We start from the raw sequence: 25,673 nt of genomic DNA on the forward strand, positions 1-25,673 counted from the left end.
CTCATCACAGGCGCCGATCACGCGCTCCCGGAGATCGATCGAATAGGCTTTCGCCATCACCGCTCCTCATTTCGCAAATACTCATCAGACCGCTTCCCGATCCCTTGGTTTCCTTTCACTAGATATGAAAATGCTCTAGCGTTTCCAGTTCGTCGTGGAAATCGCAGCTGATGGGTTTGTAGTCTTCAGTCATCGATATAGATCGCTTGTCGGTTGCTGGATTCGGGGGATTTGGTCTCATGAGTCCAAACGGTTCAATACTATCGGCGCTAGTCTTTAGCCTGAATTTTTCGCAACGTGGTCTCGGAGTCTGCCGAAGCTTCTTCCAGAGATACTTGTAAGACTGCGGGAGCCGTCGATCCATGAGTTGCTTGAATTACCTTTTTGCGAATTTCCCCGCCTTTATTCAGAAGGCGGATTTCCGCGGCTTCATCGACCGTTCCGCTCTGCTTGAGAGATTGGACGGCCTGAGTGTAGGTCTTGTATAGCGCATGGAGGCCGTCCGGCTCGTTCATGGCCACTGGCGGTTCGTTCGGACTGCTTTCCCACAGTCGGACGAACAGGTCGGCCAGCTTTTCGTAGGTTTCGGGATCGGTATCCAGGGCGTGTAGTCCCGTGCAGTCAGTCCACCGGGTATTTTCCGAAACACAACGGTCGAGCTTCGCGCCGGCGAATCCGCAGCGTGCGAACGACGCGTGGCTCAGGTCAGATCCGCTCAAATCGGCGCCGGAAAAATCGCAGTCTTCAAAAATTGCCGCTCCCAGACGGGCATCCCGTAAATCCGCCCACCCAAGATCCAGCGCGGCGAATTGGGTGGCGCCGGCGTAGACCTGCTCTTCCAGCCATTGCCGTGTGGTCGTATGGGCTGCCCCCGCCGCTTTCAGGTACAGGGACAACACGCCGGGCTTGCCGAAGTGCGTGTCACGGGCGTGCCACAGGTGTATCGCGAGTCGTTCACGCAGTCGGTTCGTTGCCGGATCGGTTTGAGCCATGGTGTGATCGCCTTTGGCGTTCTTTCTCCTTGCTGCCGGTGGTGCATGGGCCTGCAGCTTCTCGTTGAATGCCTGGCGCCGCTCCGCCTCGCTGCCATGCCGTCCGTTCAGAACGCTTTCCAGCTCCAGCAGCGCGTAGGGGTTGTTCCGAAACAAGCCGGCTTCCTGCAGGAGTAGCCAGCGCACCATGAGGGGCAGGGTGGGCGCGTGGCTGAAGCCGGTGACGCCCTGCAAATCCTCGCGCATCAGGGCCAGGCATGCGTGGGCGCGATTCCACAGCGCTTTGAGCTTGCGCGGATTGTGCCCCAGGATCTCCGATGCCCGTTCGAGGCAGGCCTTGTCTTCCAACGAAGCGTCCGGCAGTAGATCGAGCAGATGTCGGCTATCGGGCTGCGGCAGTTCGATGGCCAATTGGACGAACTTTTCCAGATAGCGTTCTCCCTCGCCGGGAAACTGCGTTTCTATGGCTTTTACGATTTGGCCCCGGTCGGCGGCGATGAAGAACAGGCAGTTGTCCAAGTGCAGGAACAGCTTGATCTGTTCCAGAAGACCCACGATCTGCTTCGGCTCGTGGCAGCGGTCCAGATCGTCGATGAGGAAAACCAGACGGGTTTTTCCCTTGGTAATTTCCTTTACGGCGTCGGCAATCTGCTCCGCCAGGTCCTTGGCGTCCCGATCCTTCTTGGCTTTTTCGTTGAGGCTTTGCAGCAGGGCGAGCACCGGCAGCGCCGTTTGTGCGGCGACGAAGGTTTCCGGGGTACAGCCTCCCTTGCTCGTCATCCACCCGATGAGTTTGGCCATCCAGCCGGTATTCATGCCGGCCATTTTTCGGATCGCTATCCAAAGCCGCGGCTGCTTCTTGGCCAAGGCCGCCAGCAGCGGGACGAGCAGCGAGGGCAAGTGACGGTAGTGCCAGGGAGAGAATTCCACCACGATCCAAGGCGGAGAAAATGCCAGCGGATCGGCCAGAAATCCGAGCCGCTTTCGCAAGGCGTTCGGTAGCACTCGTCTCAATAAACTCCATCGGGCGGAGGGGTGCTGTTCCTTCGCCTGTTCGTTCTCTTCCTCGAGCCGTTCGGCGAGGATTTTCAAGAGGCTGCTCTTGCCGCTGCCCCAGCGCCCGAACAGGCCCACGACGAAAGGCGCTTCGGGCGATCCCTCGGGAGCACGCCGGGTCAAGACCAGCCGCTCGATCACCGCCAGCGCGCGGTCGAAACGCAGCTTGTCACCGGTTCGACCGATAGGTTGATCGTCCAGCAGGCGCGTCACAACGGGGCTCCTAAGTCAAAACTCTCGAGGGACTGCGTCGCCGCCCGGCGCACGAATTCAGCCTCATCGGCCAGGGCCTGGAGCAGGGCGTCGAGAGCGCGCGGGTCCTTCAGTTCGCCGAAGGCCGCCGCCGCCGCCCAGCGCATGTCTGCATCCTCATCGGCCACGGCTCGGAGCAGGGCATCGAGGGCACGCGGGTTCTTCAGTTCGCCCAAGGCCCGCGCCGCCGCCCGGCGCACGTTTTCCTTCTCATCTGCCAGGGCCTGGAGCAGGGCGTCGAGAGCGCGCGGGTCCTTCAGTTCGCCGAAGGCCGCCGCCGCCGCCCAGCGCACGTCTGCAGCCTCATCGGCCACGGCTCGGAGCAGGGCGTCGAGGGCACGCGGGTTCTTCAGTTTGCCCAGTGCTCGTGCCGCCGCAGAGCGCACGTTTTCCTTCTCATCTCCCAGAGCCTGGAGCAGTGCATCCAGAGCGCGCGGGTCCTTCAGTTCGCCCAGTGCCTGCGCCGCCAACCAGCGTACGTCTTGATTCTCATCTCCCAGGGCCTGGAGCAGTGCATCCAGGGCACGCGGGTCCTTCAGTTCGCCGAGGGCCCATACCGCCGCAGAGCGCACGTCTTCCTTCTCATCTCCCAGAGCCTGGAGCAGGGCATCGAGGGTGCGTGGGTCCTTCAGTTCGCCCAGTGCTCGTGCCGCCGCCCAGCGCACGTCTTCCTTCTCATCTCCCAGGGCCTGGAGCAGGGCATCGAGGGTGCGTGGGTCCTTCAGTTGGCCCAGCGCCGAAGCTGCCGCCCAGCGCACGTCTTGCTTCTCATCTCCCAGGGCCTGGAGCAGGGCATCCAGGGTGCGTGGGTCCTTCAGTTCGCCGAGGGCCCAAGCCGCCGCTCGGTGCATTTCCCAATCGTCGTGGTCCCGAAGCATGGTGGTCAGTTGCGTGAAAACGGCATCGGGGCAAGGGGGTAGTTTGCCGGGTTTTTCCAGTACGCCGAGCCAGAGGAAGGCCAGATGCCGCTGTTCCAGAAACAAGCTCATCCAATGTTGCCAAAGCGCCTCCGCCGTTTGACGTTCCACCCGCGCTTCGCGCATGAGCATGAAGGCGAAACGAAAGCGGTATTGCATGATGCCGTCATTTGGAGGAGTCGGTTCCAGCTTCAACACCGCTTCCACGAATTCGCTGCCCGTTTCCGGGTCCTTGCCGCCCTGGTGGACGGCACCGAGGCGCAATACCTCCCGCCAGCGCGGATCGAAGCAATAGCGGGCGATGTAATCGCGCATTCGCCGCCGAGCGCCGGTCATGCGGCGGGCGGCCAGGTATTCCTGGAAGCTCAAGTGAAAGAAACCGTATTCGTCGTTGCCCCGGTCCACGAACAATCCGGCGACCTCGCTGACGAGACTCAGCAAATTTTCTGCCTTGGCGCGGGCAGTTTCGAGGGTTTCGCCGCCTTCTTCGACCAGGAAATTCTCCGTCACCTTCACGATCTCTCCACGGTGGGCACGGTTGTCGGGGCGGTGCTCGTGAAAATCCAGAGCGATGACTTCCAGAGCCGCCTGGGTTTCTTCCTTGTTCAACTGCGGTCCGTCCTGGGGCCGCCGGCGTTTGTTCATCTCCCAGTTGAAGATGAAGGTGTCCACACACAATTTATACAGTTCGGCGCGCGAATCGGGCAGGGTTCCGCCCTGCAGAAAGATCAGGGCAATGATGGTGCAGAGCAGCGGGTTGGCCGCCAGTTCACTTATCCCCGGTACTTCATCGATCTGATTGATGAGGATTTCGGCTTTGCGCAAGGCGTTTTGCCGAGTGAATTCGTCCGGCAGGGCCGCTTCTCCCTGTTGCTTACGCGCCAGCAGCCAGGCCGGATCTTCCCGCTGTTCCACCGCCAGGAACCAGTTGTTCAGGTAGGCCTTGCGGTCCTCCGGCTCAAAAGGCTGCACTATGGCTTCGTCGAAGGAGCCGCTGAGCACGCCGCCGTAGCCGATGATCCGCGATGTCACCAGCCAACTGTTGCCGTAATAGCGGAGGTCCAGGGCGCGGATCGCTTCGGCGGTTTCGTTCTTGGTTCCCGGGTTCCGCTGTTCGTCCAGCCCGTCGAGCAGGAATAGGACCCAGCCTTGACTGAGATCGACTTCGAGAGCGGAAAGAACCTCTCTTCGCTCCGATGGATCGGTGATTCCGAATTCCGCCAGGCCTTCGTCTAGCCAGTATTCGAGCAAGGCGTCCATGGGCGGCCGCCGGTTGCGTTGCAGCCATTCGCCGAAATAGCGCAAGGTGATGTAGAGCGGGATCGGAACGGTTTCGTCGCCGGCTAGCCTTGCCTGGGCGGAGCGGACCGCCAGGTAGCGCAAAAGCGTCGTTTTGCCGGCTCCCGGATCACCCAAAATGACGAGACGATGGGAGCGCTGGAGGAGTTCATCGACCGTTATTGCAGCCTCGCTTGCCTCCCGACGGTGACGGATGGTCAAACGGCGCGGATCGAATCGTTCTCGATTGTTCGGATCGGATTCATCGGGCCGGAGATCCTGATCCAGTTTGAAATCCAGCCGATCCCGCTCTGCCGTCCGGAGCTTGAGCGGGATGAAAACTTCCTTTAAATCCAGCTCCACGATACGGGCAACCTGCATCACGCCGCGGGAGTCGAGGCGCCGGAAGGTTTCGGTCACGTTCTTGAGATAGTTCGTCAGCGGTTTATTCATCGCGATAAGTTCATTTGCCGCCGTCGTACGGCGAAAGAGGAAATTTTGGGTGACTTTTTAAAGAGATCAAGCAAACGTCTGGTTAACCCGAACCGCGGCTCAGGCCGAGTATTGATTAAGCGGATTGGCGGATATGCCGGTTACTTATCGCTCTGATCGACATAAATCAGCTTGTCGGTTGCAAATCCGAGTGCTTTGGCCTTGTCGACGAGTCGCTTCAAGGTGGCCGGCTCCAATTTTTTGTTTCTGGCCAATATCCACAAATAGGATCTGGTGGGGCCGGAAACCAGGGAATAGGAATAATTTTCCCGGTCTAGGTCGACGATGTTATAGCCGCCGTAAAAAGGTCCGAAAAAAGAAACCTTGAGTCGGCCGATATCCGGGCCTTCCACGAAATAGGCTTTGCCTATTGCTTCCCGCCATTCTTGCTTTAGGGGATCGAATCCGCGGTTGATTACCTTCACGCCGCCATCCTCGCGGAGACTGTAAGCGGCCGTGACCCGAATCAGACCTCTTTCGAAGGAGTGATCGAGGCGCGCAATTTCGTACCAGGTACCAAGATATCGGTTCAGCTCGAAGCCCCGAATGGCCGAAACGCCCTCGGGGATACCGGCACACCCTGCAAGAAGCACGGCGGCCAGGAGTGCCAGCGTTCTCATCAACCGTCATTTAGCCTAAAGGCTTTATAGAAAAACCACGCGGAAAGCGCCGCGAACAACAAGGCGGCCGTTAGGGACACCCAGCTGGGCAGGGTGAACGGGCCGAAGCTTACATTCCATCCGGTAAACATCGGCAGCACGAAGATACCGGACATGACAGCGAATACCGCTCCGCCGAGAGCCAAGGTTCCGCTGGCGCCGGGTTGGGCCAGGTCCGAAAGGAAAACCGTCTCTTCCTCGTCCTGCCCGTATTGGCCGGCCGACTCGGCTTGTTTGAGTTTGAGAGCCTTCTTGCGCGATTTGTCCCGTTCCCGGGCTTTGGCGCTCTGCTGTTTCTTGTAGAGCTCGATGCCCTTGGCGATTCCCTGCGCCACCAATTTGGTCTGTTCCTTGGTTTGCCCCGGTTTTTGGATGCTCCTGGCTACCTTCATTGCCTCTTCTTGGGTGCTTTCGCTCACTTGGGCCTGAATTGACGGTCGAGAATCGGTCTTAGACATGGTGTTTCGGGAGAAAAAATTTTATTTCCTCACGTTAGTCCAGGACTGGGGCGTTTGACAATCGCTTTCGCGAGAAGGCGATATACAGAAAGCCGATGTACCAGGATTCAAACGGGTTGCCACAGCCCCCCTAGAGGTTTATTTATCCTAAGGTGTTGATGTCCCTCCATTCCGGAGCTTACGAATCGTGACCCCAAAAAGCGCAATCGACGCCGAACGGATTCAACGTGCGATGCAATCGGGCAAAGCAACCGATGCTGAAAACGGCGATTTGCACTATGTCCGGTTCATTCACGATTTCGAGGATATTGCACGCGGCACCCTCGTATTCGACGAAGGAACCGTTTACGGCTATCCGCCCATCGGACGGCTGCTCGCGCTGCAAACCGGCCTCGCCAAGCAACTCTCCGGTCCTTTTTGGATGGAGGAGAAAATCGACGGTTTCAATATCCGTGTCGCCCGAATCCAGGGTAGTCCCATCGCCCTGACCCGCGGCGGTTACGTTTGCCCGTTTGTGACCGATCGCCTCCCGGATCTGCTGGACACGGCGATTTTCGACGACCAGCCCGATTTGGTGCTCTGCGCCGAGGTCGCGGGGCCGGACAATCCCTACATGGAGAGTGCGCCGCCGTTCATTCCGGAAGACGTGAAGCTGTTCGTGTTCGACATGATGCGGCGGAACAGCCCGCGCTTTCTGTCCCAAGACGAGAAAATCGAGCTGATCCGCCGGTATGCCTTGCCGTCCGTCGAGATCTTCGGACGCTTCGACACGGGCGATGTGAAACGCATTTCGGCTATCTTGAAGCGGCTCGACGAAGAGGAGCGCGAAGGCGCCGTGTTCAAGGAGGATTCGCCCCGCCAGCGGCGCACCAAACATGTCACCGCCAGCGCCAACCTTTCGGATATCCGAACCAGCGTCTACAGCCTGCTGGATTTGTCGCCGGAATATTTCACCAGCCGGATCTTGAGGCTGGCTTTGTTTGCCGACGAACAGGAACTGGAGCGATCCGACGATTTGAACCGAAGGGCCGGGGCGGCGTTCCTGGATGGGTTGCGGGAGGCCATCCGGCAGCACCATCGCGAAGGCCGGGTTTCTCACCGCTTCCGGTGCCGGTTCCGCAATCCGGAAAACGCCCGCTATTTGATTCAATATCTGAAGCGGGCGGCGGGTCACGTTCAGGTCGTCCAGCGGGAGTTGAAGCCGGACGGTGAGTTTTGGCTGCTGGAGTTCGATCGGATCTATCCGTCGCTGAACGGCTTACTAAGCGACTGGCTGGCCGGGAAAATGGTATTCGACTAGCGTATCCAACACGCTGCGGAGGTTTTCCGGCATCAGGATTTTGACGCCGACTTTGTCCGCCCATTTCCGAAGGCCCTCGTCCGCGGACACCAAGACGCCGTCCAACTCGTACGCCAGAAGCAGCACGTCCATGTCTTCGCGGCTGTCGATGATGCCTTGCCGCAGCGCTTCGCGGTAACGTTCCCTGAGCCGGTTGATGACCCGTCCCGCATCCTGGATTTCGCCGGTTTCCCGGGCTGCCTTGACGTATTCTTCGGCGATGTGCTGGCCGCGGTCGATGCGTCGCCGCACTTCTTCGATGAGTTCGTAAACGATTTGGGCGGGAATCTGCAGGTTGAACTTTCGCGGCGAGCGGATGCGCACGCTGGCCTCGAACGCCGGCGGCAGTTCGCCGAGGTTTTTCATGAGACGAAGTTCGTCGTACACCGACCTCGGCATAAAACACTCCACGGACGTCCGGCGGACCAATTCGAGAAAACCGAGGATGGCGCTCGGAGAATCGACCCCGAACTGGGCGTAGATGTCCGGGTTGGTGAAAACGCTGGTATCGAGGACGAAGCGCTCGGTCATGGCGGCTCCTGCGCGGATTTAAAGAGGTTATAGCCAACCGAATCGGGGGACGTCAACCATCCGCGCGTGCGGCCCGGTGCAGGCAAGTAATATTTGTCATCATCCTCGGGAATCATCCCGGCTCCGCACGTTTCAAATCTGGCATAAGCGTAATATTTTGAATCTGCCTGCCACAGCAGGAGGAGAATCCGCCATGATGCGAATCAGAAAGAGCTCCGAGCGCGGCCGTACCCGCCTGGACTGGCTGGATAGCTTTCACAGCTTCTCGTTCGGAAACTATGTCGATCCACAGCACATGAGCTTCGGCGTCCTCCGCGTGATTAACGACGACCGCATCGCGCCGGGGAAGGGATTCGCTCCTCACAGTCACCGGGACATGGAAATCATCACGTATGTCTTGGAAGGCGCACTGGAGCACAAGGACAGCTTGGGCAACAGTTCGGTGATCCGGGCGGGTGAAGTGCAGAGAATGAGCGCAGGGACAGGCATAACCCACAGCGAATTCAATCCATCGGATCAGGAGCAGGTCCATCTTCTTCAGATTTGGATCGAGTCGAAATTCAAGGGCTTACCGCCGAGCTATGAACAGCGCTCTTTCGGATTCGAAGAAAGTCCCAGCCGGCTGCGCGTTGTCGTCTCGCCCGATGGCCGGGACGGCTCGTTGACGATTCATCAGGATGCGATCGTTTTGGCAGGCCGGGTTAGCCCGGACTCCGGGTTGCGCTACGAGATCGCGCCAGGGCGTCGGGTCTATGTCCATCTGGCCAGGGGCAGCGCGATACTGAACGGAAACCCGCTTGATGCGGGCGATGGAATCGCCGTTACCGATGAATCGGGCTTGTTGCTCGAAAGCGGCAACAATGCCGAAGTACTTGTGTTCGATCTGCCATGAGTGCTTTTGCGACTTGCACCTGGAGAGACTTGGGCTAAGCTGAACTGTAACGGTAGTTGACACGCAGAGAAGAAGACTGACCCGGCTGAGCCCGGGTCTTTTTTTGCCCGTTCGGAAGACGTTTATACGGTTTGCCGTCGAGGCGTCGGCTGTATGAAAACGGCTTCGGATAGATCCCGTTGCGGCGTGCGGATCGGGGTCATCCTTCAGACGCCGTTTGCAACCTCGATCAACTGAATGAAAACTTCCTTAAGGTGAATAGCCGGGGCTCTGGATATAATCACGACTCGTGCCCCAAGGCCATTTTCACTGAGAGGAGCTCCATGAATCTGGAAAAAGTCGTCTTCGGGTTCTTCATCGTTCTTGCCGCCACGCTCAATTTCGGCTTTTTCATCGGCGAAATCGACAAGCCTCATCTTCATCATGTCTCCGAATTGTTCGCCGCCATCGTGGTGAATCTGATCGCCACCGTGCTCAAATTCGGCGATCGCACCCAAATCGGCGCGATTCATCTGGCCACCAGCCTGGTTGCGGATCTTCAGCTAATCGCCGCGGCCGTGGCCTGGGCTTATGCGGTGTACATGTCGGCCGAGGGACTGACACCCGGCGCGATGGCCAGCGTGGTATCGCTGGCCGGCGGTGCGATGCTCGCGAACCTCATTTCGGTGACGATCCTGATCGCCGAAACCGTGATGCTGCGCCGATGAACCCGAACCCGGTCAATACCGCGTTTTTCGTCGCGCTTCGCCACATGCGGGCGCCGCTCATCGTTTTGATCGCGATTTTCGCGATTTCAGTGGGCGGGCTGGTGTTGATTCCCGGTATCGATGCGCAGGGAAATCCTTGGCGGATGGATTTCTTCCATGCGCTTTATTTCATCAGCTACACGGCCACGACCATCGGCTTTGGTGAAATTCCCCGCACCTTCACCGATGCGCAGCGGCTTTGGGTCATCTTCTGCATTTTTCTGTCCGTGATCGGTTGGGCCTACGCCATCGGCAAATTGCTGGCCGTGGTTCAAGACCGCGGTTTCAGTCAGGCGCTGACCGGACAACGCTTCGAGCGTTCGGTGAAACGGCTGGGGGAACCGTTCTACCTGATTTGCGGTTACGGGGAAACCGGCCAATTGTTGGCCCGTTCGCTGGATCATTTGAATATCCGGTTTGTGGTGATCGACATCGATCCCGAGCGGATCAACGAGCTCGATTTGCAGGATTATCTGTCCGATGCGCCGGGCCTCGTCGGAGATGCTCGGCTGCCGAACAACCTGATCATGGCCGGACTGACTCACCGGACTTGCGTGGGTGTGATCGCCCTAACCAATGACGATTCCGCCAACCTCGCGGTCGCTATTGCGGTACGTCTGTTAAACCCGGCTATTCCGGCACTGTGCCGGGCGACGGCGGTCAATGTGGCCGCCAATATGGCATCGTTCGGTACTCGCCACATCATTGACCCATTCGACAAATTCGGCGAATACCTGGCGCTGGCGATCCGGTCTCCAGGCTCCTACCAATTGCTCGAATGGCTGACCGGGCTACCGGGCACAGAGCTGGTCGCCGAGCGCGAGCCGCCTCGTGGGCATTGGCTGGTGTGCGGGTACGGCCGCTTCGGGCAGGCGATCATTCGTCATATCGAGCACGAAAATTTGGATGTGACCCTTATCGATCCGAGGCCATCCGATCGCGGCACTCCATGGCGTTGGGTCGTCGGCGAGGGTACTCGGGCCGAGACTCTAAGCGAGGCCGGGATTGACAGGGCGGTGGGAATCATTGCCGGTACCGACAACGATATCAACAACTTGGCGATCGTGGTCACGGCGCGCGAGCTCAACCCCGATCTGTTCGTGGTACTGCGGCAGAATTTGCAGGCGAATCGAGAGCTGTTTAGAGCCTTCAATTCCGACTTCACGGTGGTGCCGAGCGAAATCATCGCGCACGAATGCCTGGCGATTTTGACGACGCCGCTGCTGTCCCGCTTTCTCGCTATCGTCAAGCACAAGGACGATGCTTGGGCGGACAGCGTCGTCGCTCGGATTTCCGCGGCTACCGGCACGCTGGTTCCCGCCACCTGGAGCGTGACGCTCGATCGTCAGCAGGCCCCGGCTGTCGTCGAGATGATTCATCGCTTCGCAATCACTTTGGATGCCTTGCTGCGGGATTCCGCCGACCGGGATCGGCGGATGTCCTGCGTCCCATTGATGGTTGTGCGCGGCGCCGAGGAAGTCGAGATTCCGGCTCCGGAGTTCGTGCTTCGCGAAGATGACCGCATCCTGTTCGCCGGGCTCTCGTCGGTCGTCCCGCACCAGCAATCGATCCTTCGCAACCCGGATGTCTTGCATTATGTGTTGTTCGGCACGGAAGTCGCGAATAGCTGGGTGTGGCGAAAGCTGGCCGGCGCCAAGGCTAGGCCCTGACCCTGACTTTTGCTTCGCCTATCAGGATTATGGGCGTTTTAAAAACCCATTTTCCGCCAACGGCGAAACTGGCGGTACAACACCTGACCGCCCCAGAACCAGGCCGCTAGCATCAGAAGACGCCCCATCATATAAGTGAATTGGGCAAGCGAGCGGTCGGATTCCAGCAATCCGAGGCGGCTCAGCAGGTTGTTCCAATCGTGCCGGTCCGGGTCATCGTAGCCGGTGCCGCCGCCGAGTAACGGCAGTTCGAGCGCTCGGGCGTCGTTGATGTAGATCGCAATGTCCATGGCGCTTTGCCCGATCCACCACAAACCCACCGCCGCTCCGAACGGATCGCGATTCCTCACCAGAAAGGCCAGCATGACGATCAACGGCATCAGCACTTGTCCCAAACTGCCGCCCAGGATGTGCATGAAGTCGCCGAACGGCATGAAAATCACGTGCCCCGCCTCGTGAAAGACGAGGTTGACCCGGTGCAGAAACGACTCGCCTATTTCGAGGGAACGATCGGGGCTCAGGAAGAAAAAATAGCCGCCCCATAGCGAAAGAATGGCGAAGAGCAGACTGCGTCCGCTCCAGGCGAGCGCCGTGGTTTTGGGGCAGTGGCAGATGTAATCGTCAAGCATCCGCCGCCAAGCCGGGACGGGCTCTTCCGTGTAGATCGTGATCTTGGGGACCTCTTCGGATACCGATTCGGTGGGCCGGTTATATTTTTCCCACTTCCGGAAAACGATGCCGCAAGCGGGGCATGTGCCTTCCGGCGCCTCGTCCTCCGGCCGCCGGGTGTGGTTGCATTTCGGGCAGATGGTGTAGCTCAACGAAATCCTCCGGAAGGATGCGGGCGGACGGCAAACGCTTGTGTGAGCATAGTCCATCCCGGCTGCCGCGCTGGACTGTCCGTTCCCTGCTGTGACAGACTTTTCGGACCGACGACTTAACGCTAAGAAGACACACCGATGACCATTCACCCAGATTCGCTCCGCGACTCCATCGATATGTTTTGGGATCGCGAAATCCTGCCCACGCTCGTCGATTACATCAAAATCCCCAACCTTTCGGTTGCGTTCGACACCAACTGGCAGGCAAACGGCCACATGGAACGCGCGCACCGGTTGGCGGTGGACTGGTTGCATGCGCATTCCATCCCCGGCTGGACCATACACGATCTCAGCATTCCCGGCCGGACGCCGCTGCTGCTCTTGGACATTCCGGGCGATCTGAACAAAACCGCGCTGATCTACGGTCATCTGGACAAGCAGCCGGAAATGGAGGGCTGGCACGAAGGCTTCGGACCGTGGACGCCGGTGCTCAAGGACGACAAGCTTTACGGACGGGGCGGCGCGGACGACGGCTATGCCCTGTTTGCCGCGATCGCCGCTTTGAAAGCGCTGGAAGGGCAAAAGCGCACGCGCATCGTGATTCTCATCGAGTTTTCGGAGGAAAGCGGTTCGCCCGATTTGCCGCCGTATCTCGAAAGCTACGCCCATCTGATCGGCCGGCCCGAGCTGGTGATCGCGCTTGACTCCGGCGCCGGCGACTACGAGCGCCTTTGGTCGACTACGTCCCTGCGCGGGCTGGTGAGCTGCATCGTCGACGTGAAAGTACTGACGGAATCCGCTCATTCGGGCATCGCCAGCGGTATCGTGCCCTCGTCCATGCGGATCATGCGCCAATTGCTGGACCGCCTGGAAGATCCGGCGACCGGCGACACTCGCCTGCCGGAACTCAAGGCCGAAATTCCCGCTCAGCGGCAGGAACAGGCGAAAGCGGCGGCGGCGATACTGCGCGGCGGTCTGCTCGAAAGCTTCAGCGCGGTGCCGACACTTCGCCCGGTGAACGACGATCCGGCCGAGTTGCTGCTGAACAATACCTGGCGGCCGACGCTTTCCGTGGTCGGGCAGGGCGGCATGCCGCCGTTGAAGTCGGCCGGCAACGTGCTGCGCGCCCACACCGCCTTCAAGCTGTCCTTTCGCCTGCCGCCGACGGTGGACAGCCTGAGAGCCCAGGAGATCATCCGTCGGGTGCTGACCGCCGATCCGCCTTATGGCGCCGAGATCGACGTCGAATTCGAGCAGGCCGGAACCGGCTGGGACGCCCCTGTCTTGGCGCCTTGGCTGGAGCGGGCCACGAGCGAGGCTTCGCAAACCTTCTACGGGCATGACGCGGCTTATCTGGGGCTCGGCGGCAGCATCCCCTTCATGGGCATGCTCGGCGAGCAGTTCCCGGAGGCTCAGTTTTTGATCACCGGAGTTTTGGGCCCCAAGAGCAACGCCCACGGGCCGAACGAGTTTTTGCATATTCCGTATGCGAAGAAGTTGACGGCGTGTGTGGCTTATATCGTCGGAAGGTATGCCGAGCTAACGGGCGCCTGAGCGCAAAAGGTAAGCGCGGGTGTTGCGAAGGGCCGCGGGTGGCTTAATGCCTCAACAGCCGTCCGCGGAGCGTGGTTGACCGGCTGAGACCTTCAGTCGATAACCGACTCCGGATTCCGTCAGAAAGTATTCCGGCTTGGCGGGATCGGCTTCCAGCTTTTGGCGGAGCTGGCTCATGTAGATCCTAAGGTAATGCGCATCATTCATGTGGCCCGGCCCCCAGACCTCTTTCAATATCTGGTGATGGGTGAGGACCTTGCCGGGATGTTTGACCAGTACGGATAGAAGGCGGTATTGGATCGGCGTGAGGTGAACCTCCTGATCGTCGAGATAGACCAACCGCTTGGCGAGATCGACTTTTAGACGACCCATTGTGAAGACCCCCGGCTGGATGTTTTCGGGATTCATCGCCGAATGCCGCAACGCGACCCGGATGCGCGCCAGGAGTTCGCCAAGGCTGAACGGTTTCGTTAAGTAATCGTCAGCCCCGGCATCCAAAGCATCGATTTTGTCCTGCTCGGCGCTGCGGGCGGACAGGATAATGATGGGCAAAGCCGTCCATTCCCGGATTTTTTTGACGATCTCGGCCCCATCCAGGTCGGGTAATCCCAAATCGAGAATGACAAGGTCGGGTTTACGGACACTGACCTCGATCAGTCCTCGCTGTCCGGTGTCCACCTCGAATACCTGGAACCCTTGGGCGGAGAGGCTGGTGCGGAGAAAACGGCGGATCGGGGGGTCGTCCTCGATCACCACGACCACTGGATTGGGATTCGCCACGATCAAGGTCCCGTTTCTTCCTCTAAATCGACGGTTGGGGGGGATAGTTCGAGCGGCAGTGCGAACGAGAAAATGGCGCCGCCGGTACCCCGATTTTTTGCGCGTATCCAACCGCCATGAGCCTCGACAATGGCGCGGCAGATGGCCAATCCGAGTCCGACACCGCTCTGTGCGCTTTCACGATGCGTCCTATGGAACTTTTCAAAGATTTCGTCCTCCTGACCTTTGGGAATTCCGGGGCCGCGGTCCGCCACCGAAACCGTTACCATCAGCGGAGATAGTTCAGCCCAAATTTCGATAGGACTGCCCGGAGGCGTATAACGCACAGCGTTCTCCAACAGATTCACCAGCACCTGCTCGATCATGACGGCATCGACATAAACCAGCGGTAAATCGCGCGGCAGCTTAACGCTGACCGATCGGCCTTCCAAACGCTTCTGAAGGCGGATCAGCACGGTCCCGACGATCTCCTCCAGGATGTGCCATTGCTTATTGAGCCGGACCGCTCCGGCGTCGAGTCTCGCCATGTCGAGGATGTTGTTGACCAGGTTCGACATCCGCAGGGCTTCCTCGCAGATCGCACGGCTGAGGTCTTGGCGGTCTTCCGGTTTGAGGGCCGCATCGCCTTCGGCCAAGGTGCTGGCCGAACCGACGATGGTCGCGAGGGGGGTGCGAAGGTCGTGGGAAATGGAATTGAGCAGTGAGTTCCGCAGGCGTTCCGCTTCCATTTGAACCGAAGCCATTTTCGCCTGTTCGGACAAACGGACGCGCTCGATGGCTTGCGCGATTTGGCCCAGCAAGGTCTCAAGAAGTTTTTGCTGCTCCGGCAAAAAGATTCGCCGCAAGTTCACCGGCAGCATCACCAATACACCGATCACCTGATCCGCGGCCGCCAACGGAAAATAAACGGCTTTGGCGCCTGCCAAGGTATTGGTGCCTTGCCCGGCCATCTCGTCATGGTCGTACACCCATTGTGCCACGCCCAAATCGCAGCCGCGCAACGATTCGTCCAGCGCCTTGTCGGCAGGATAAGCGATCCGACCGTTTTCATCGGGAAAAAGAATGACGTTTCGGCTGCCGAACTCGGCATGAATGTGGCGCACCGCAATACGCACAACATCCTCTTCGCTGCGGCTGGCGGCCAATTCCTTGCTCATGGCATACAATACCGTCGCGCGCCGTTCCCGATGGGTGGCCACCTTCGCCTGATAACGGACATTCGCCATGAGATGGCTGGTGACGATCGCCACTGCCAGCATGGCCGCAAACGTAAACAGGTACTGAGTGTCGGACACCGAAAAAGTGAAATAGGGTGTCACGAAGAAAAAATCGAACGCGGCGACCCCGAACACGGAGACCATAATCGACGGGCCGCGCCCGAAACGGGCGGCTATGAACATCACGCCCAGCAGGTAGACCATAACCAGATTGGCGAGATCGAACCGGCCGAACATGCTATTGGCGACCAGAGTACACAGCACGGTGACGACTAAACCCCATGCGTAGCCCTGGTATTTGACATGGGCGGGTTGCGGCGGCTTTTTGCGGAGCCCCGGCGGCGGCGCTTTGCGGAAGAGAGAATGCTCCTGGTCTTCGCTGTTCCCGGCTTCGTCAGCATGGGGACTGCCCAGGAGATAGACATTGATGTTGTGTGCCTTGCCGATGATCTTATCGACCACCGAGCCGAGCAACCAGCGTCTCCAGCCCCGCCGGCTCGGTTTGCCCATCACGATTTTGCTGACGTTGCGCTCGTTGGCGAACGCGATGACGGCCTCGCTCATGTCGGGCGCACTCAGGGTCACAGTCTCCGCGCCGAGCTGTTCGGCCAGCCGCAGCATGCGCAGCACCGCATCCCGTTTTTCCGCAGGCAGACGCTGCAACCTGGGCGTTTCCACATAGGCTACGATCCACTCGGCTCTGAGGCCGGCGGCGAAGCGCTTGCCGGCGCGCACCAAACGTTCCGCCATGGGGGTGGGGCCGATGCAAACCAGGATGCGCTCCCCGACCTGCCACACCTCGCGAATCGCATGGTCTTCGCGGTAATCCTGCATCTGCGCATCGACCCGATGGGCGGTCTGCCGCAAGGCCAGTTCCCGCAACGCGATCAGGTTGCCTTTGCGGAAGAAGTTTTCGATCGCATGTTTGGCCTGTTCCGGCACGTATACCTTGCCCTCCTTGAGCCGCACCAGCAGCTCGTCGGGCGGCAGATCCACCAGTTCGATTTCGTCGGCCTCCTCGAAAACAGTGTCCGGCACGGTTTCCCAGACCCGAATGCCGGAGATTTGCCCCACATCGTCATTGAGACTTTCCAAGTGCTGGACGTTGAGCGTCGTGTAGACATTGATGCCGGCATCGAGCAGTTCCTCGACGTCCATCCAGCGTTTGGGATGGCGCGACCCAGGCGCATTGATATGGGCCAATTCGTCGACGAGTATGATCGAGGGCTTGCGCTTGAGAGCGCCGTCCAGATCGAATTCGCGCAAAGTCGCGCCGCGGTATTCGATGGCCTTGGTCGGCAATACGTCCAGACCTTCCAGCAAGGTGGCGGTTTCTTTGCGGCCATGGGTTTCCACTAAGCCCACCACCACATCGATGCCCTCGGCCCGCCGTTCCCGCGCCGCCTCCAGCATGGCGTAGGTTTTCCCAACGCCCGCCGCCGCCCCGAAAAAGATTTTGAGTCGGCCTCGCCGGGCCTTGGCGCGGTCGCGCTCAACTCGGGCGAGCAGTTCGTCGGGATTGGGACGTTCGATGGTCATCGGGGCAATCGATCCAGCGCTAAATTCAGCTTCAACACATTGACACGCGGTTCTCCGAAAAGTCCCCACTGACGGGATTCGGTCTGTTCGATGACCAGTTCACGGAGTCTTTCGGGGTCTATGCGCCGGACTTTTGCCACGCGGTTGATTTGATAGGCCGCCGCGGCGGGACTCATATGCGGGTCCAGGCCGCTGGCCGACGCGGTCACCAGGTCGACCGGGATAGGCGCTTGATTCTCGGGATCGGCTGCCCGTAAAGCCTGAATTCTGGCCTTAACGGCATCCGCAAGCGCCGGGTTGGTCGGCCCCTGGTTGGAACCGCCGGAAGCGCCTCCGTTATACGGAAACGGCGAGGTGGCCGAAGGCCGTCCCCAAAAATATTTGGGATCGCTGAAAGATTGGCCGATGAGTTGGGATCCCACGAGTTTTCCGGACTGATCGCTAATCAGGCTGCCATTAGCCTGGCTCGGGAACAGGAGTTTCGCGAGGCTTGTCACTAACGCGGGATAAATGAGTCCGGTCAGTGCGGTCCAGATAACAAGCATCAGGAAAGCGGGTTTGAAGTGCACGGACATGGGAAGATTCCTTTTACACAAGGTCTAGAGCCACCAGGATCAGATCGATTGCCTTGATTCCGATGAAGGGAACAATTAATCCGCCGAGACCGTAGATCAGCAAATTGTTGCGGAGCAGCAGGGCCGCTCCGACCGGCCGGTAACGAATTCCCTTCAGGGCCAGCGGAATGAGCGCGATGATGATGAGGGCGTTGAAGATGACCGCCGACAGGATAGCGCTCGAAGGCGTGGCCAGGTGCATGACGTTGAGGACGTTCAAGGCCGGATAGGTGCTGGCGAACGCCGCGGGAATAATCGCGAAGTATTTGGCCACATCGTTGGCGATGCTGAAGGTGGTGAGCGCGCCGCGGGTCATCAACATCTGCTTGCCGGTCTCGACGATCTCGATCAGCTTGGTGGGATTGGAGTCGAGATCCACCATATTGCCGGCTTCCTTGGCCGCTTGGGTGCCGGTGTTCATCGCCACCGCCACGTCGGCCTGCGCCAGGGCCGGAGCGTCATTGGTGCCGTCCCCGGTCATGGCGACCAGCCGGCCATCCGTCTGATGCTGCCGGATCAGCTTGAGCTTGGCTTCCGGCGTGGCCTCGGCCAGGAAATCGTCCACCCCGGCTTCCGCGGCGATAGCTGCCGCGGTCAAGCGGTTGTCGCCGGTGATCATGACGGTCTTGATGCCCATCTGGCGCAGTTCCGCGAAGCGCTCCTTGATGCCCCCCTTGACGATGTCCTTGAGCTCGATGACGCCGAGCGTTCGCGCGCCCTCGGCCACGACCAGCGGCGTGCTGCCGCGGCGGGCGACATCGGTGACCATCGTTTGGATACCTTGCGGGAACGTCCCGCCGAGATCTTCGACGTAGCCCCTAATGGCATCGGCGGCGCCTTTCCGGATCTGCCGATTTTCGAGATTGACGCCGCTCATGCGGGTTTGGGCACTGAAGTGTACAAAAGTAGCACCCAGCGAATGAATGTCGCGTTCCCGAAGGCCGAACTTCTGCTTGGCCAATACGACGATGCTGCGGCCCTCGGGGGTTTCATCGGCCAGGGAGGCCAGCTGGGCGGCATCGGCAAGATCATGTTGCATAACCCCGTCGACGGGCAGAAAAGCGGAGGCCTGGCGATTGCCCAAGGTAATGGTGCCGGTCTTGTCCAACAGCAGCACGTCCACGTCACCCGCCGCTTCCACCGCGCGTCCCGAGGTGGCGACCACGTTCTTCTGCATCATGCGCCCGATACCGGCGACGCCGATGGCCGACAAGAGACCGCCGATGGTGGTCGGAATGAGGCAGACCAAGAGCGCCACCAGCACGGTGATGGTGATCGGCTGACCGGTTCCCGCGGTTTCCACGCTGTAAAGGGAGTACGGTAGCAAGGTCACGGTGGCCAGCAGAAAAATCAGGGTAAGGGCCACCAATAGAATCGTCAGGGCTATTTCGTTGGGCGGCTTTTGCCGCTTGGCGCCTTCCACCATGGCGATCATGCGGTCCAGGAAGGTTTCCCCCGGATTGACGGAGATGCGCACCACCAGCCAATCCGACAATACGCGCGTTCCGCCCGTCACCGAGCTGAAATCGCCTCCCGATTCACGGATCACCGGTGCCGATTCGCCGGTGATGGCGCTTTTGTCCACCGAAGCGACGCCCTCGATGACCTCGCCGTCGCCGGGAATGAAATCTCCCGCTTCCACCAGGACCACGTCTCCCCGGCGAAGGCTGGAAGCCGTGATCTTCGAATAGTTGACGTCGAAGCGGGGCTTGTCGAGCTTTTTCGCCATGATGTCGCGTTTGGCGCCGCGGAGAAACGCCGCCTGGGCCTTGCTGCGGCCCTCGGCCACCGCCTCGGCGAAGTTCGCGAACAGCACGGTGAACCACAGCCAGACGGTGATGCCGAAGATAAATCCGGCCGGCGCCTCGCCTTGTCCCATCAGTGCCTGGATCCAGAGCACCGTCGTCAGAAGGCTGCCGAGATAGACGACGAACATCACCGGATTCTTCCATTGCTGCCAGGGCGTGAGTTTCCGGAGCGATTCCAGCAGGGCTTCTTTGAGGATCTTACGGTCGATTAACGAAGGCGCTTCGCCTTTTTGGCGGTGCGGGATTTTGCGGTCAACGGACGAGGCCCCCGCCGTTGGTTTGTCCTGAGGGCGTTTGCGTTCAACTAAGGAAGGCGCCACAGTTTTCTTGCTCATCAGAGTCTCCAAGGTGCTCGACGATCGTTGTAGGGTGGGTTAGGCGCGCATCCGCCGAATCTTCAAGCAGCCTCTTCCTTTTCGCGCGACGTAACCCACCGAGGGGCTATTTCACGCCAACCATGATCAAATGCTCGACCACCGGCCCCAATGCCAGAGCCGGGATAAAGGTCAATGCGCCGACGATGATGACGGTGCCGATCAATAATCCGACGAACAGCGGGGTATGCGTCGGCAAGGTGCCGGGACCAACGGGCACGCTCTTCTTGGCTGCCAGGCTACCGGCGATGGCGAGCACCGGCACGATCAACCAATAGCGAGCAAACAGCATGGCCAGTCCCAGCATGGTGTTATAAAACGGCGTATTCGCCGATAGCCCGGCAAACGCGCTGCCGTTGTTGTTGCCCGCCGAGGAAAAGGCGTAGAGGATTTCGCTCAAACCATGGGCGCCCGGATTGGCGACCGACGACTTGCCCACATCGACGAGAACCGCAAGGGCAGTGCCGCCCAATACCAGAAGCGGCGGAATCAGGATGACTATTGCGGCCATTTTCATCTCGTAGGCCTCGATCTTCTTGCCCAGGTATTCCGGGGTGCGCCCGATCATGAGCCCGGCCACGAACACCGCGACGATGGCGAACACGATCATGCCGTAAAGGCCGGAACCGACGCCGCCGTAGATGACCTCGCCCAGTTGCATGAGCCACATGGGAATCATGCCGCCGAGAGGCGTATATGAATCATACATGGAATTGACCGAACCGTTGGAGGCGGCGGTGGTCGCCACGGCCCAGAGGGCGGAATTGACGATCCCGAAACGGATCTCTTTACCCTCCATGTTGCCGCCGGGTTGCAGGCTCGATGCGGTCTGATCCACGCCCAGCGCGGTTAAAGCCGGATTGCCGCTTTGTTCCGCCGGTACCGTGACGAAGATCAGGGCGATGAAAACTATCGTCATGGCCGAGAGGATCACCCAGCCCTGCCGCGTGTCCCCCACCATCATGCCGAAGGTGTAACACAGCGCCGCGGGAATCAGGAGGATGGCCAACATTTCGAGAAAATTGGACAGGGGAGTCGGATTCTCGAAGGAATGCGACGAATTCACGTTGAAAAAGCCGCCGCCGTTGGTGCCGAGCTGCTTGATGGCGATTTGCGATGCCGCCGGGCCCACGGCCAGCGTCTGTTCCTTCACTTCTACTGTCTCGGTCTCCGGATTGCCGTTTGCATCTCTCGGCGGTTGTCCATCCTCACCCAGCTTCGCTTGCTCATAGGTCACCAGATCGAGCAGAGGCACGGTCCGATAGGGGCTGAACGTTTGCACCACGCCTTGCCCCGCCAGCAACACTGCCAGTATCAAGGCCAACGGCAACAGGATGTAAAGGATGCTGCGGGTGAGGTCCACCCAAAAATTGCCGATGGTTTCGGCATTCCGCCGCGTAAACCCGCGGATGAAGCCCACCAGAGCCGCCATTCCGGTCGCGGCGGAGACGAAATTCTGCACCGTCAACCCGAGCATCTGGGTCAGATAGCTCATGGTGACTTCGCCGCCGTAACCTTGCCAATTGGTGTTGGTGGCGAAACTGACCGCCGTATTGAACGCCGAATCCGGAGTGACTGCCGGAAGAGTCTGGGGATTCAAGGGCAGATAGTGCTGCAAGCGCTGGAGACCAAACACCGCCAGGGCGCCAAGAAGGTTGAACACCAGCAAGGCAATGGCGTAATGCGTCCAGCGCATCTCCTGTTTCGGGCTAACGCCACAGACGCGGTAGATCAAGCGTTCCACCGGTGAAAGCCAACGATTCAAGCCCACCGACTCGCCCTGATAAACGCGGGCCATGTACCAGCCTAGCGGTTTGACCAGCGCCAACAGGGTTACGATGTAGATCGCGATCTGCAATAAACCGTTAGGGGTCATCAGAACCTCTCCGGATAAAACAGCGCGACAACCAGATAAATGAAAATCGCCAGGGCGAGAACGCCACTTACCAGATAAAGCCAGCTCATGATTGCCGCCTCAACTTTTCGCAACCCTGAACGAGCTGAATAGTAACAACGAAAAACAGAACCACTGATACGAGAAACACAAAATCCATGAGAAATCTCCTGCACTAAAAAGTAATCATCAATAAGCTAAATCATTACTTTCGGTTCTGTGCCTTGCCAATATTTTGTGTCCTTCCGTCATAAGTAATGGTCAGCGTGATTTCATCGCGATATTCGATGTCGAATCGATAGCAGAAATCCGGCATTTGCTTTCCGTATTAAGGAGTTACGTTTGCTCCTGGCCGAGCCGACCGTGCTTTCTTTCCGCATAATTTCGTAACGATCATGAATGGCGTTACAGGCGGATTAACTATTAGAGTAATGCCAGTTAAGTATTGAGCCCGAATAACCTGAATCGATTTGTGACGAGTTATTTCACTTAGAAATCTGTGTTTGAGAAGTGATTAAAACCAAATTTAAATGGTGATTTATCTGACGGGATATCCTAAACAGAACGATCTAAAAAAGTCGTAAATATTTTTGAGGAGCTTGTAAAAGACCGATAAAAACACATCCTGACTATCGGTACGGAAGGTCAAGGACATTTGGAACATGGAGGTACGGCAATTTACCGGATCGTTAGAGAAATGCGGATTAAGTGAGGCCCCACTGGTATTGAGGCTTCGCTTGAGGCGGGGCTTGGATTGTTGGGCCTTGCTGTCGAGAGGGGAGGTAGACCTAGTCCGACTGAGCACGCGCTCTGGCCCTCGTGCCGGGTGTCGGCCGCGCATCAGGAAAATCGGGAAATGCGCTTCTGATTCAGATCGTGGTGAGTAAAGCGTGTCCTTTTGATCGAATCATCGGTTCACGCGGACAGCGATGTCGAGCGCTTGAATTGCCTCTGCGATTCCATCCAGAAATGCCTCCGGTAAAGCCGAGAGCCGCGGTGCCTGCGTCTGCATCGAGGGGCGCGCCAGACCATAGAGAAGAACGCCTTGAATCGACGCATCTCGCTGTTTGAGATTCGCCAAAAGGTCAAAATAAGCGTGCCGTTCCGCTTCAGAAGGCGGCTCGTCGTCAAACGCGAATAGGCAGCTCTGAATCCAGGTGGGGCAAAGCCGCGCGCTGATCTCCAGATTGCGGAGGACGGCCTCCGGGTCGAGATTGACCTGGTTGATCCGAAGTATGCCTTCGGCCGTCGCGCTGTCCATTTTGAACCAGACCTCGCCCCCGAGTTTGCTCCAGCGTTTCAGCCCTTGTTGTACGGCGCGCTTGTGCATCAGGCTGCCGTTGGTGATGAGCACCAGCTTGATCTTGCCGAGCAGGCCGAACTCGCCGCAAACCGCGCCGATCAGCTCGACGATCCGATCGAAGGTCTTGCAACTGGTCGGTTCGCCGTTTCCCGAGATAGCGATGTCCTTGATGACGCGCTGTTCGTTCGGTATCTGGAACCGTTCGTAGAAATCGCCCAGCAAAACATCGTTTAAGAGTCCGCGCAGCTCATCTCCCAACTGGTCTTCATCGATGTCGGGAGCGGCGCCACGGACGAGATTCGGCACCTGGCAATAGACGCAGCGCCAGTTGCAGGCGTTGTTGGGGTTGAGATTGATGCCGATGGACAGCCCGCCGGAGCGGCGGGAAATGACCGGGTAAACATAGGTGAGGCCGGCGCTGTCGCGGCTGTGGTTTGTGGTGGTGAGTTGGCGCATGGATGTGGTGTGAGGGTGGCGTCGGAGTTTGGCTATCGTTAGTCAGGCGTAATGTCTTCAAGTTTCTTGAAATACTATCCTCCCCGCAATAGTTTCGGCTTTGCCCGAGTCCAACTCTTCAAAACGTCGTCTTGCCGCCGCAGTCCAATTTAGTTTGGTGTTGAACTCAGACGCGATTTTCGACATCCTTGACGAGGATCCATTAGTTGATAGGGAAGTGCAACATATGGAAAGAACAGGGATTATTACCCTTTTTCCTTTCGGCGGGCGCCACGGATGTGCCAAGGAACTGCACAATCTCGCGGTGAAAGGGATAAACCTCTTTACAGTATTCAAGATTCTACGAGCCGTGGCGATCGGGCGGGCCAATCTGGAGTTTACGAAATGTCCCGAGCACTACCGTCCGGGCTTCCTTACCGCGAAGATGCTTCACGAGTTCGCCGTTAACCCCGAAAACGAGATGTCGGAGAGCTTCATAGAGGAGGCGCTGTCAAAAGGCGACGAGTGCTACGGCGTCTGTGATGGCGATCGGCTCGCCTCTTACGGCTGGTATTCGTTTCGCCCAACGCGTATTGATCCTCCGGATCTGCAGCTGCGCTTCAACCACGAGTATGTCTATATGTACAAGGGGTTCACGCACGTCCGCTACCGCGGGCAGCGGCTTCACGCGATCGGGATGACGCTAGCTCTGCAACACTATCTCGATAGGGGATACAGCGGGCTGGTCTCCTACGTGGAGTCCAACAATTTCAACTCGCTCAAATCGGTGGCGCGGATGGGATATGAGGAGTTCGGCTCGATCTATCTGATGAGGACTTTTGGCCGCTACCTCACGCATGCGAGCCGCGGATGCGAAAGCTTTGGCTTCGCCGTTGAGGAAATGTCGCTGGAGCCCGGCGGATTGTAGCGGCATCCGGCCCAGCCCGTCCTCGATCCCACGGAACCGATCAACAGCGGGTCAAAAGAGGTCAGCCCGTGTAGGGCGCGAGTTGCCCCTTGTTGTGGCCTGCAAAGTGGGGATGCGGAACTTATGGTCTGAGGGCGAACCTCAAGAGCCCGCTGCACCCAGTCGCTGGGCGCCACCGTACCCTTTCTCCCATTCGGCGACACTGCCAGGTACAGCGCAAAAAAGCGGGTGTGGCTCGGGAATTCGGACTTGGGTGATCCTAGCCAGCCATTCCGGATCGCGTGCTTCCAACTTACCGATTAGATGCCGCCACTCAAATTCCAATTGTCCACGGGTTACAGCGATACGGCCGTTTGCCCGCGAGCGACTGATCTTTGTCGCCGCAAATTGGTAACTGCGGCTTGCCGCCTCCGCGTAGACCGCCCTTAGGTACTCGGCAATGAATCCGACGGGGTTCGTCTGGGTGCGAAAACGATGAAGTTGCGGGTGATGAACGTAGCCCTTCGTCTTTCCTTCGAGTACGGCTTGGGCAAGCAGGCCCTCTCGCCACAACGTGACTAGACCGCATGGGTCGAGATATTTCGGATGCAGACTCCAGATTCTCATTGCCGCTATTTCACTGCCGTCCAATCAAAAATAGACACCCGAAACGACGCAAACGTTCGCACCTTCGAGGTATAGAGGTATATAAGCTCGTGGCTGGGTCAGGCTTTTATTGTTTGACTTCGGCTGCTTCTGTTTCAGCGAAGGTAGTTACTTCGGGTAAAGAAATGTAAAGCAAGTGACAAAAGCCCGGGCCTTTCAGACCCACAGATCAGCCCGTCGACGCGATTCTCCACGCATGCGCATCATACTTGCCGAAGTCCCGTGGTGTGGCGTATGACTCGCGGTGCATGCGCCACAAACGTCATGTCGTCATAGTGGTAGGTAGTCGGCTTTGAAGAATCCGATTTTGTATCTGAAGGTCGGCGACTGAGTCCGGGCAGGACCTTCATCAAGGCGGCCCGTCAAACAACCGGGGCGACCGGCGGTAGTGATATCCCCATGAGTTCTCTGAGCGCGGACATCAGCCAGGCATAAAAAGCCCTCAGGAAGGCCAGCAACAGCCGGATGTTTTGGCCGAC

The 25,673-nt window shown here is 58.7% G+C and carries 20 protein-coding genes; 6 read left to right on the forward strand and 14 right to left on the reverse strand.

Features of this window, described 5'->3' with window-relative positions:
• Positions 1 to 269: 269 nt before the first annotated feature.
• From VEB01_RS05035 to VEB01_RS05050, 4 genes are all read right to left on the reverse strand, one after another.
• Complete coding sequence (locus VEB01_RS05035; RefSeq protein ID WP_324873369.1) at positions 270 to 2,261, reverse strand: P-loop NTPase fold protein; 1,992 nt, start codon at positions 2,259 to 2,261, stop codon at positions 270 to 272.
• Positions 2,258 to 4,948 carry an NACHT domain-containing protein gene (locus tag VEB01_RS05040; protein ID WP_324873371.1) on the reverse strand — a complete coding sequence of 897 codons (2,691 nt, stop codon included), beginning with the start codon at positions 4,946 to 4,948 and terminating at the stop codon, positions 2,258 to 2,260. Before VEB01_RS05040 ends, VEB01_RS05035 begins: the two co-directional genes overlap by 4 nt.
• 140 nt (positions 4,949 to 5,088) lie before the next feature.
• On the reverse strand, positions 5,089 to 5,607 hold the full coding sequence (locus VEB01_RS05045; protein ID WP_324873373.1) for a lipocalin family protein: 519 nt from the start codon (positions 5,605 to 5,607) through the stop codon (positions 5,089 to 5,091).
• Complete coding sequence (locus tag VEB01_RS05050; protein WP_324873375.1) at positions 5,607 to 6,104, reverse strand: DUF2956 domain-containing protein; 498 nt, start codon at positions 6,102 to 6,104, stop codon at positions 5,607 to 5,609. The genes VEB01_RS05045 and VEB01_RS05050 overlap by 1 nt, the downstream gene beginning before the upstream one ends.
• A 187-nt stretch (positions 6,105 to 6,291) precedes the next feature.
• On the opposite strand from VEB01_RS05050, the gene VEB01_RS05055 reads away from it, so the two are divergent.
• Positions 6,292 to 7,404, forward strand: a complete 1,113-nt coding sequence (locus tag VEB01_RS05055; RefSeq protein WP_324873377.1) for an RNA ligase — start codon at positions 6,292 to 6,294, stop codon at positions 7,402 to 7,404.
• Here the strand turns inward: VEB01_RS05055 and VEB01_RS05060 are convergent.
• A complete protein-coding gene (locus VEB01_RS05060; RefSeq protein WP_324873379.1) occupies positions 7,366 to 7,974 on the reverse strand; it encodes an RNA ligase partner protein in 609 nt (202 codons plus the stop codon). The genes VEB01_RS05055 and VEB01_RS05060 overlap by 39 nt on opposite strands.
• A gap of 193 nt (positions 7,975 to 8,167) precedes the next feature.
• Between VEB01_RS05060 and VEB01_RS05065 the strand changes: the two genes are divergently transcribed.
• The 3 genes from VEB01_RS05065 (at position 8,168) to VEB01_RS05075 (ending at position 11,282) form a co-directional block, all read left to right on the forward strand.
• Positions 8,168 to 8,866 carry a pirin family protein gene (locus VEB01_RS05065; protein WP_324873380.1) on the forward strand — a complete coding sequence of 233 codons (699 nt, stop codon included), beginning with the start codon at positions 8,168 to 8,170 and terminating at the stop codon, positions 8,864 to 8,866.
• Between the two features lie 323 nt (positions 8,867 to 9,189).
• Positions 9,190 to 9,573 (forward strand): DUF6394 family protein, encoded by a 384-nt coding sequence (locus VEB01_RS05070; RefSeq protein WP_324873382.1) that lies wholly within the window; start codon positions 9,190 to 9,192, stop codon positions 9,571 to 9,573.
• Positions 9,570 to 11,282, forward strand: a complete 1,713-nt coding sequence (locus tag VEB01_RS05075) for a potassium channel family protein (RefSeq protein ID WP_324873384.1) — start codon at positions 9,570 to 9,572, stop codon at positions 11,280 to 11,282. Before VEB01_RS05070 ends, VEB01_RS05075 begins: the two co-directional genes overlap by 4 nt.
• A gap of 38 nt (positions 11,283 to 11,320) precedes the next feature.
• Here VEB01_RS05075 and VEB01_RS05080 read toward each other — a convergent pair whose 3' ends face one another.
• On the reverse strand, positions 11,321 to 12,103 hold the full coding sequence (locus tag VEB01_RS05080; protein WP_324873385.1) for an FmdB family zinc ribbon protein: 783 nt from the start codon (positions 12,101 to 12,103) through the stop codon (positions 11,321 to 11,323).
• Between the two features lie 138 nt (positions 12,104 to 12,241).
• Between VEB01_RS05080 and VEB01_RS05085 the strand changes: the two genes are divergently transcribed.
• The gene (locus VEB01_RS05085) at positions 12,242 to 13,657 is read left to right on the forward strand and encodes a M20/M25/M40 family metallo-hydrolase (protein WP_324873387.1); all 1,416 of its coding nucleotides are present in this window, start codon (positions 12,242 to 12,244) and stop codon (positions 13,655 to 13,657) included.
• A gap of 51 nt (positions 13,658 to 13,708) precedes the next feature.
• On the opposite strand, the gene VEB01_RS05090 is transcribed toward VEB01_RS05085, so the two are convergent.
• The 7 genes from VEB01_RS05090 to VEB01_RS05120 form a co-directional block, all read right to left on the reverse strand.
• Positions 13,709 to 14,437, reverse strand: coding sequence for a response regulator (locus VEB01_RS05090; RefSeq protein WP_324873403.1), 729 nt, complete (start codon positions 14,435 to 14,437; stop codon positions 13,709 to 13,711).
• Positions 14,438 to 14,439: 2 nt separating this feature from the next.
• Entirely contained in the window at positions 14,440 to 17,193 is a 2,754-nt protein-coding gene (locus VEB01_RS05095; RefSeq protein WP_324873389.1) for a sensor histidine kinase KdpD, read from the reverse strand.
• Entirely contained in the window at positions 17,190 to 17,768 is a 579-nt protein-coding gene (kdpC, locus tag VEB01_RS05100) for a potassium-transporting ATPase subunit KdpC (RefSeq protein WP_324873391.1), read from the reverse strand. The genes VEB01_RS05095 and kdpC overlap by 4 nt, the downstream gene beginning before the upstream one ends.
• Before the next feature lie 13 nt (positions 17,769 to 17,781).
• Positions 17,782 to 19,950 carry a potassium-transporting ATPase subunit KdpB gene (gene kdpB, locus VEB01_RS05105; protein ID WP_324873393.1) on the reverse strand — a complete coding sequence of 723 codons (2,169 nt, stop codon included), beginning with the start codon at positions 19,948 to 19,950 and terminating at the stop codon, positions 17,782 to 17,784.
• A 106-nt stretch (positions 19,951 to 20,056) separates the two neighbouring features.
• Positions 20,057 to 21,865 carry a potassium-transporting ATPase subunit KdpA gene (kdpA, locus tag VEB01_RS05110; protein ID WP_324873396.1) on the reverse strand — a complete coding sequence of 603 codons (1,809 nt, stop codon included), beginning with the start codon at positions 21,863 to 21,865 and terminating at the stop codon, positions 20,057 to 20,059.
• The gene (gene kdpF / locus VEB01_RS05115) at positions 21,865 to 21,954 is read right to left on the reverse strand and encodes a K(+)-transporting ATPase subunit F (RefSeq protein ID WP_324873398.1); all 90 of its coding nucleotides are present in this window, start codon (positions 21,952 to 21,954) and stop codon (positions 21,865 to 21,867) included. Before kdpF ends, kdpA begins: the two co-directional genes overlap by 1 nt.
• 836 nt (positions 21,955 to 22,790) lie before the next feature.
• A complete protein-coding gene (locus VEB01_RS05120) occupies positions 22,791 to 23,642 on the reverse strand; it encodes a radical SAM protein (protein ID WP_324873399.1) in 852 nt (283 codons plus the stop codon).
• A 100-nt stretch (positions 23,643 to 23,742) separates the two neighbouring features.
• On the opposite strand from VEB01_RS05120, the gene VEB01_RS05125 reads away from it, so the two are divergent.
• Positions 23,743 to 24,549, forward strand: coding sequence for a GNAT family N-acetyltransferase (locus tag VEB01_RS05125; RefSeq protein WP_324873400.1), 807 nt, complete (start codon positions 23,743 to 23,745; stop codon positions 24,547 to 24,549).
• 141 nt (positions 24,550 to 24,690) lie between these two features.
• Here the strand turns inward: VEB01_RS05125 and VEB01_RS05130 are convergent, their stop codons facing one another.
• Positions 24,691 to 25,155, reverse strand: a complete 465-nt coding sequence (locus VEB01_RS05130) for a pyrimidine dimer DNA glycosylase/endonuclease V (protein ID WP_324873401.1) — start codon at positions 25,153 to 25,155, stop codon at positions 24,691 to 24,693.
• Between the last annotated feature and the right edge of the window lie 518 nt (positions 25,156 to 25,673).

The sequence above is a fragment of the Methylocaldum sp. genome, assembly GCF_035627495.1.
Lineage (GTDB): Bacteria > Pseudomonadota > Gammaproteobacteria > Methylococcales > Methylococcaceae > Methylocaldum.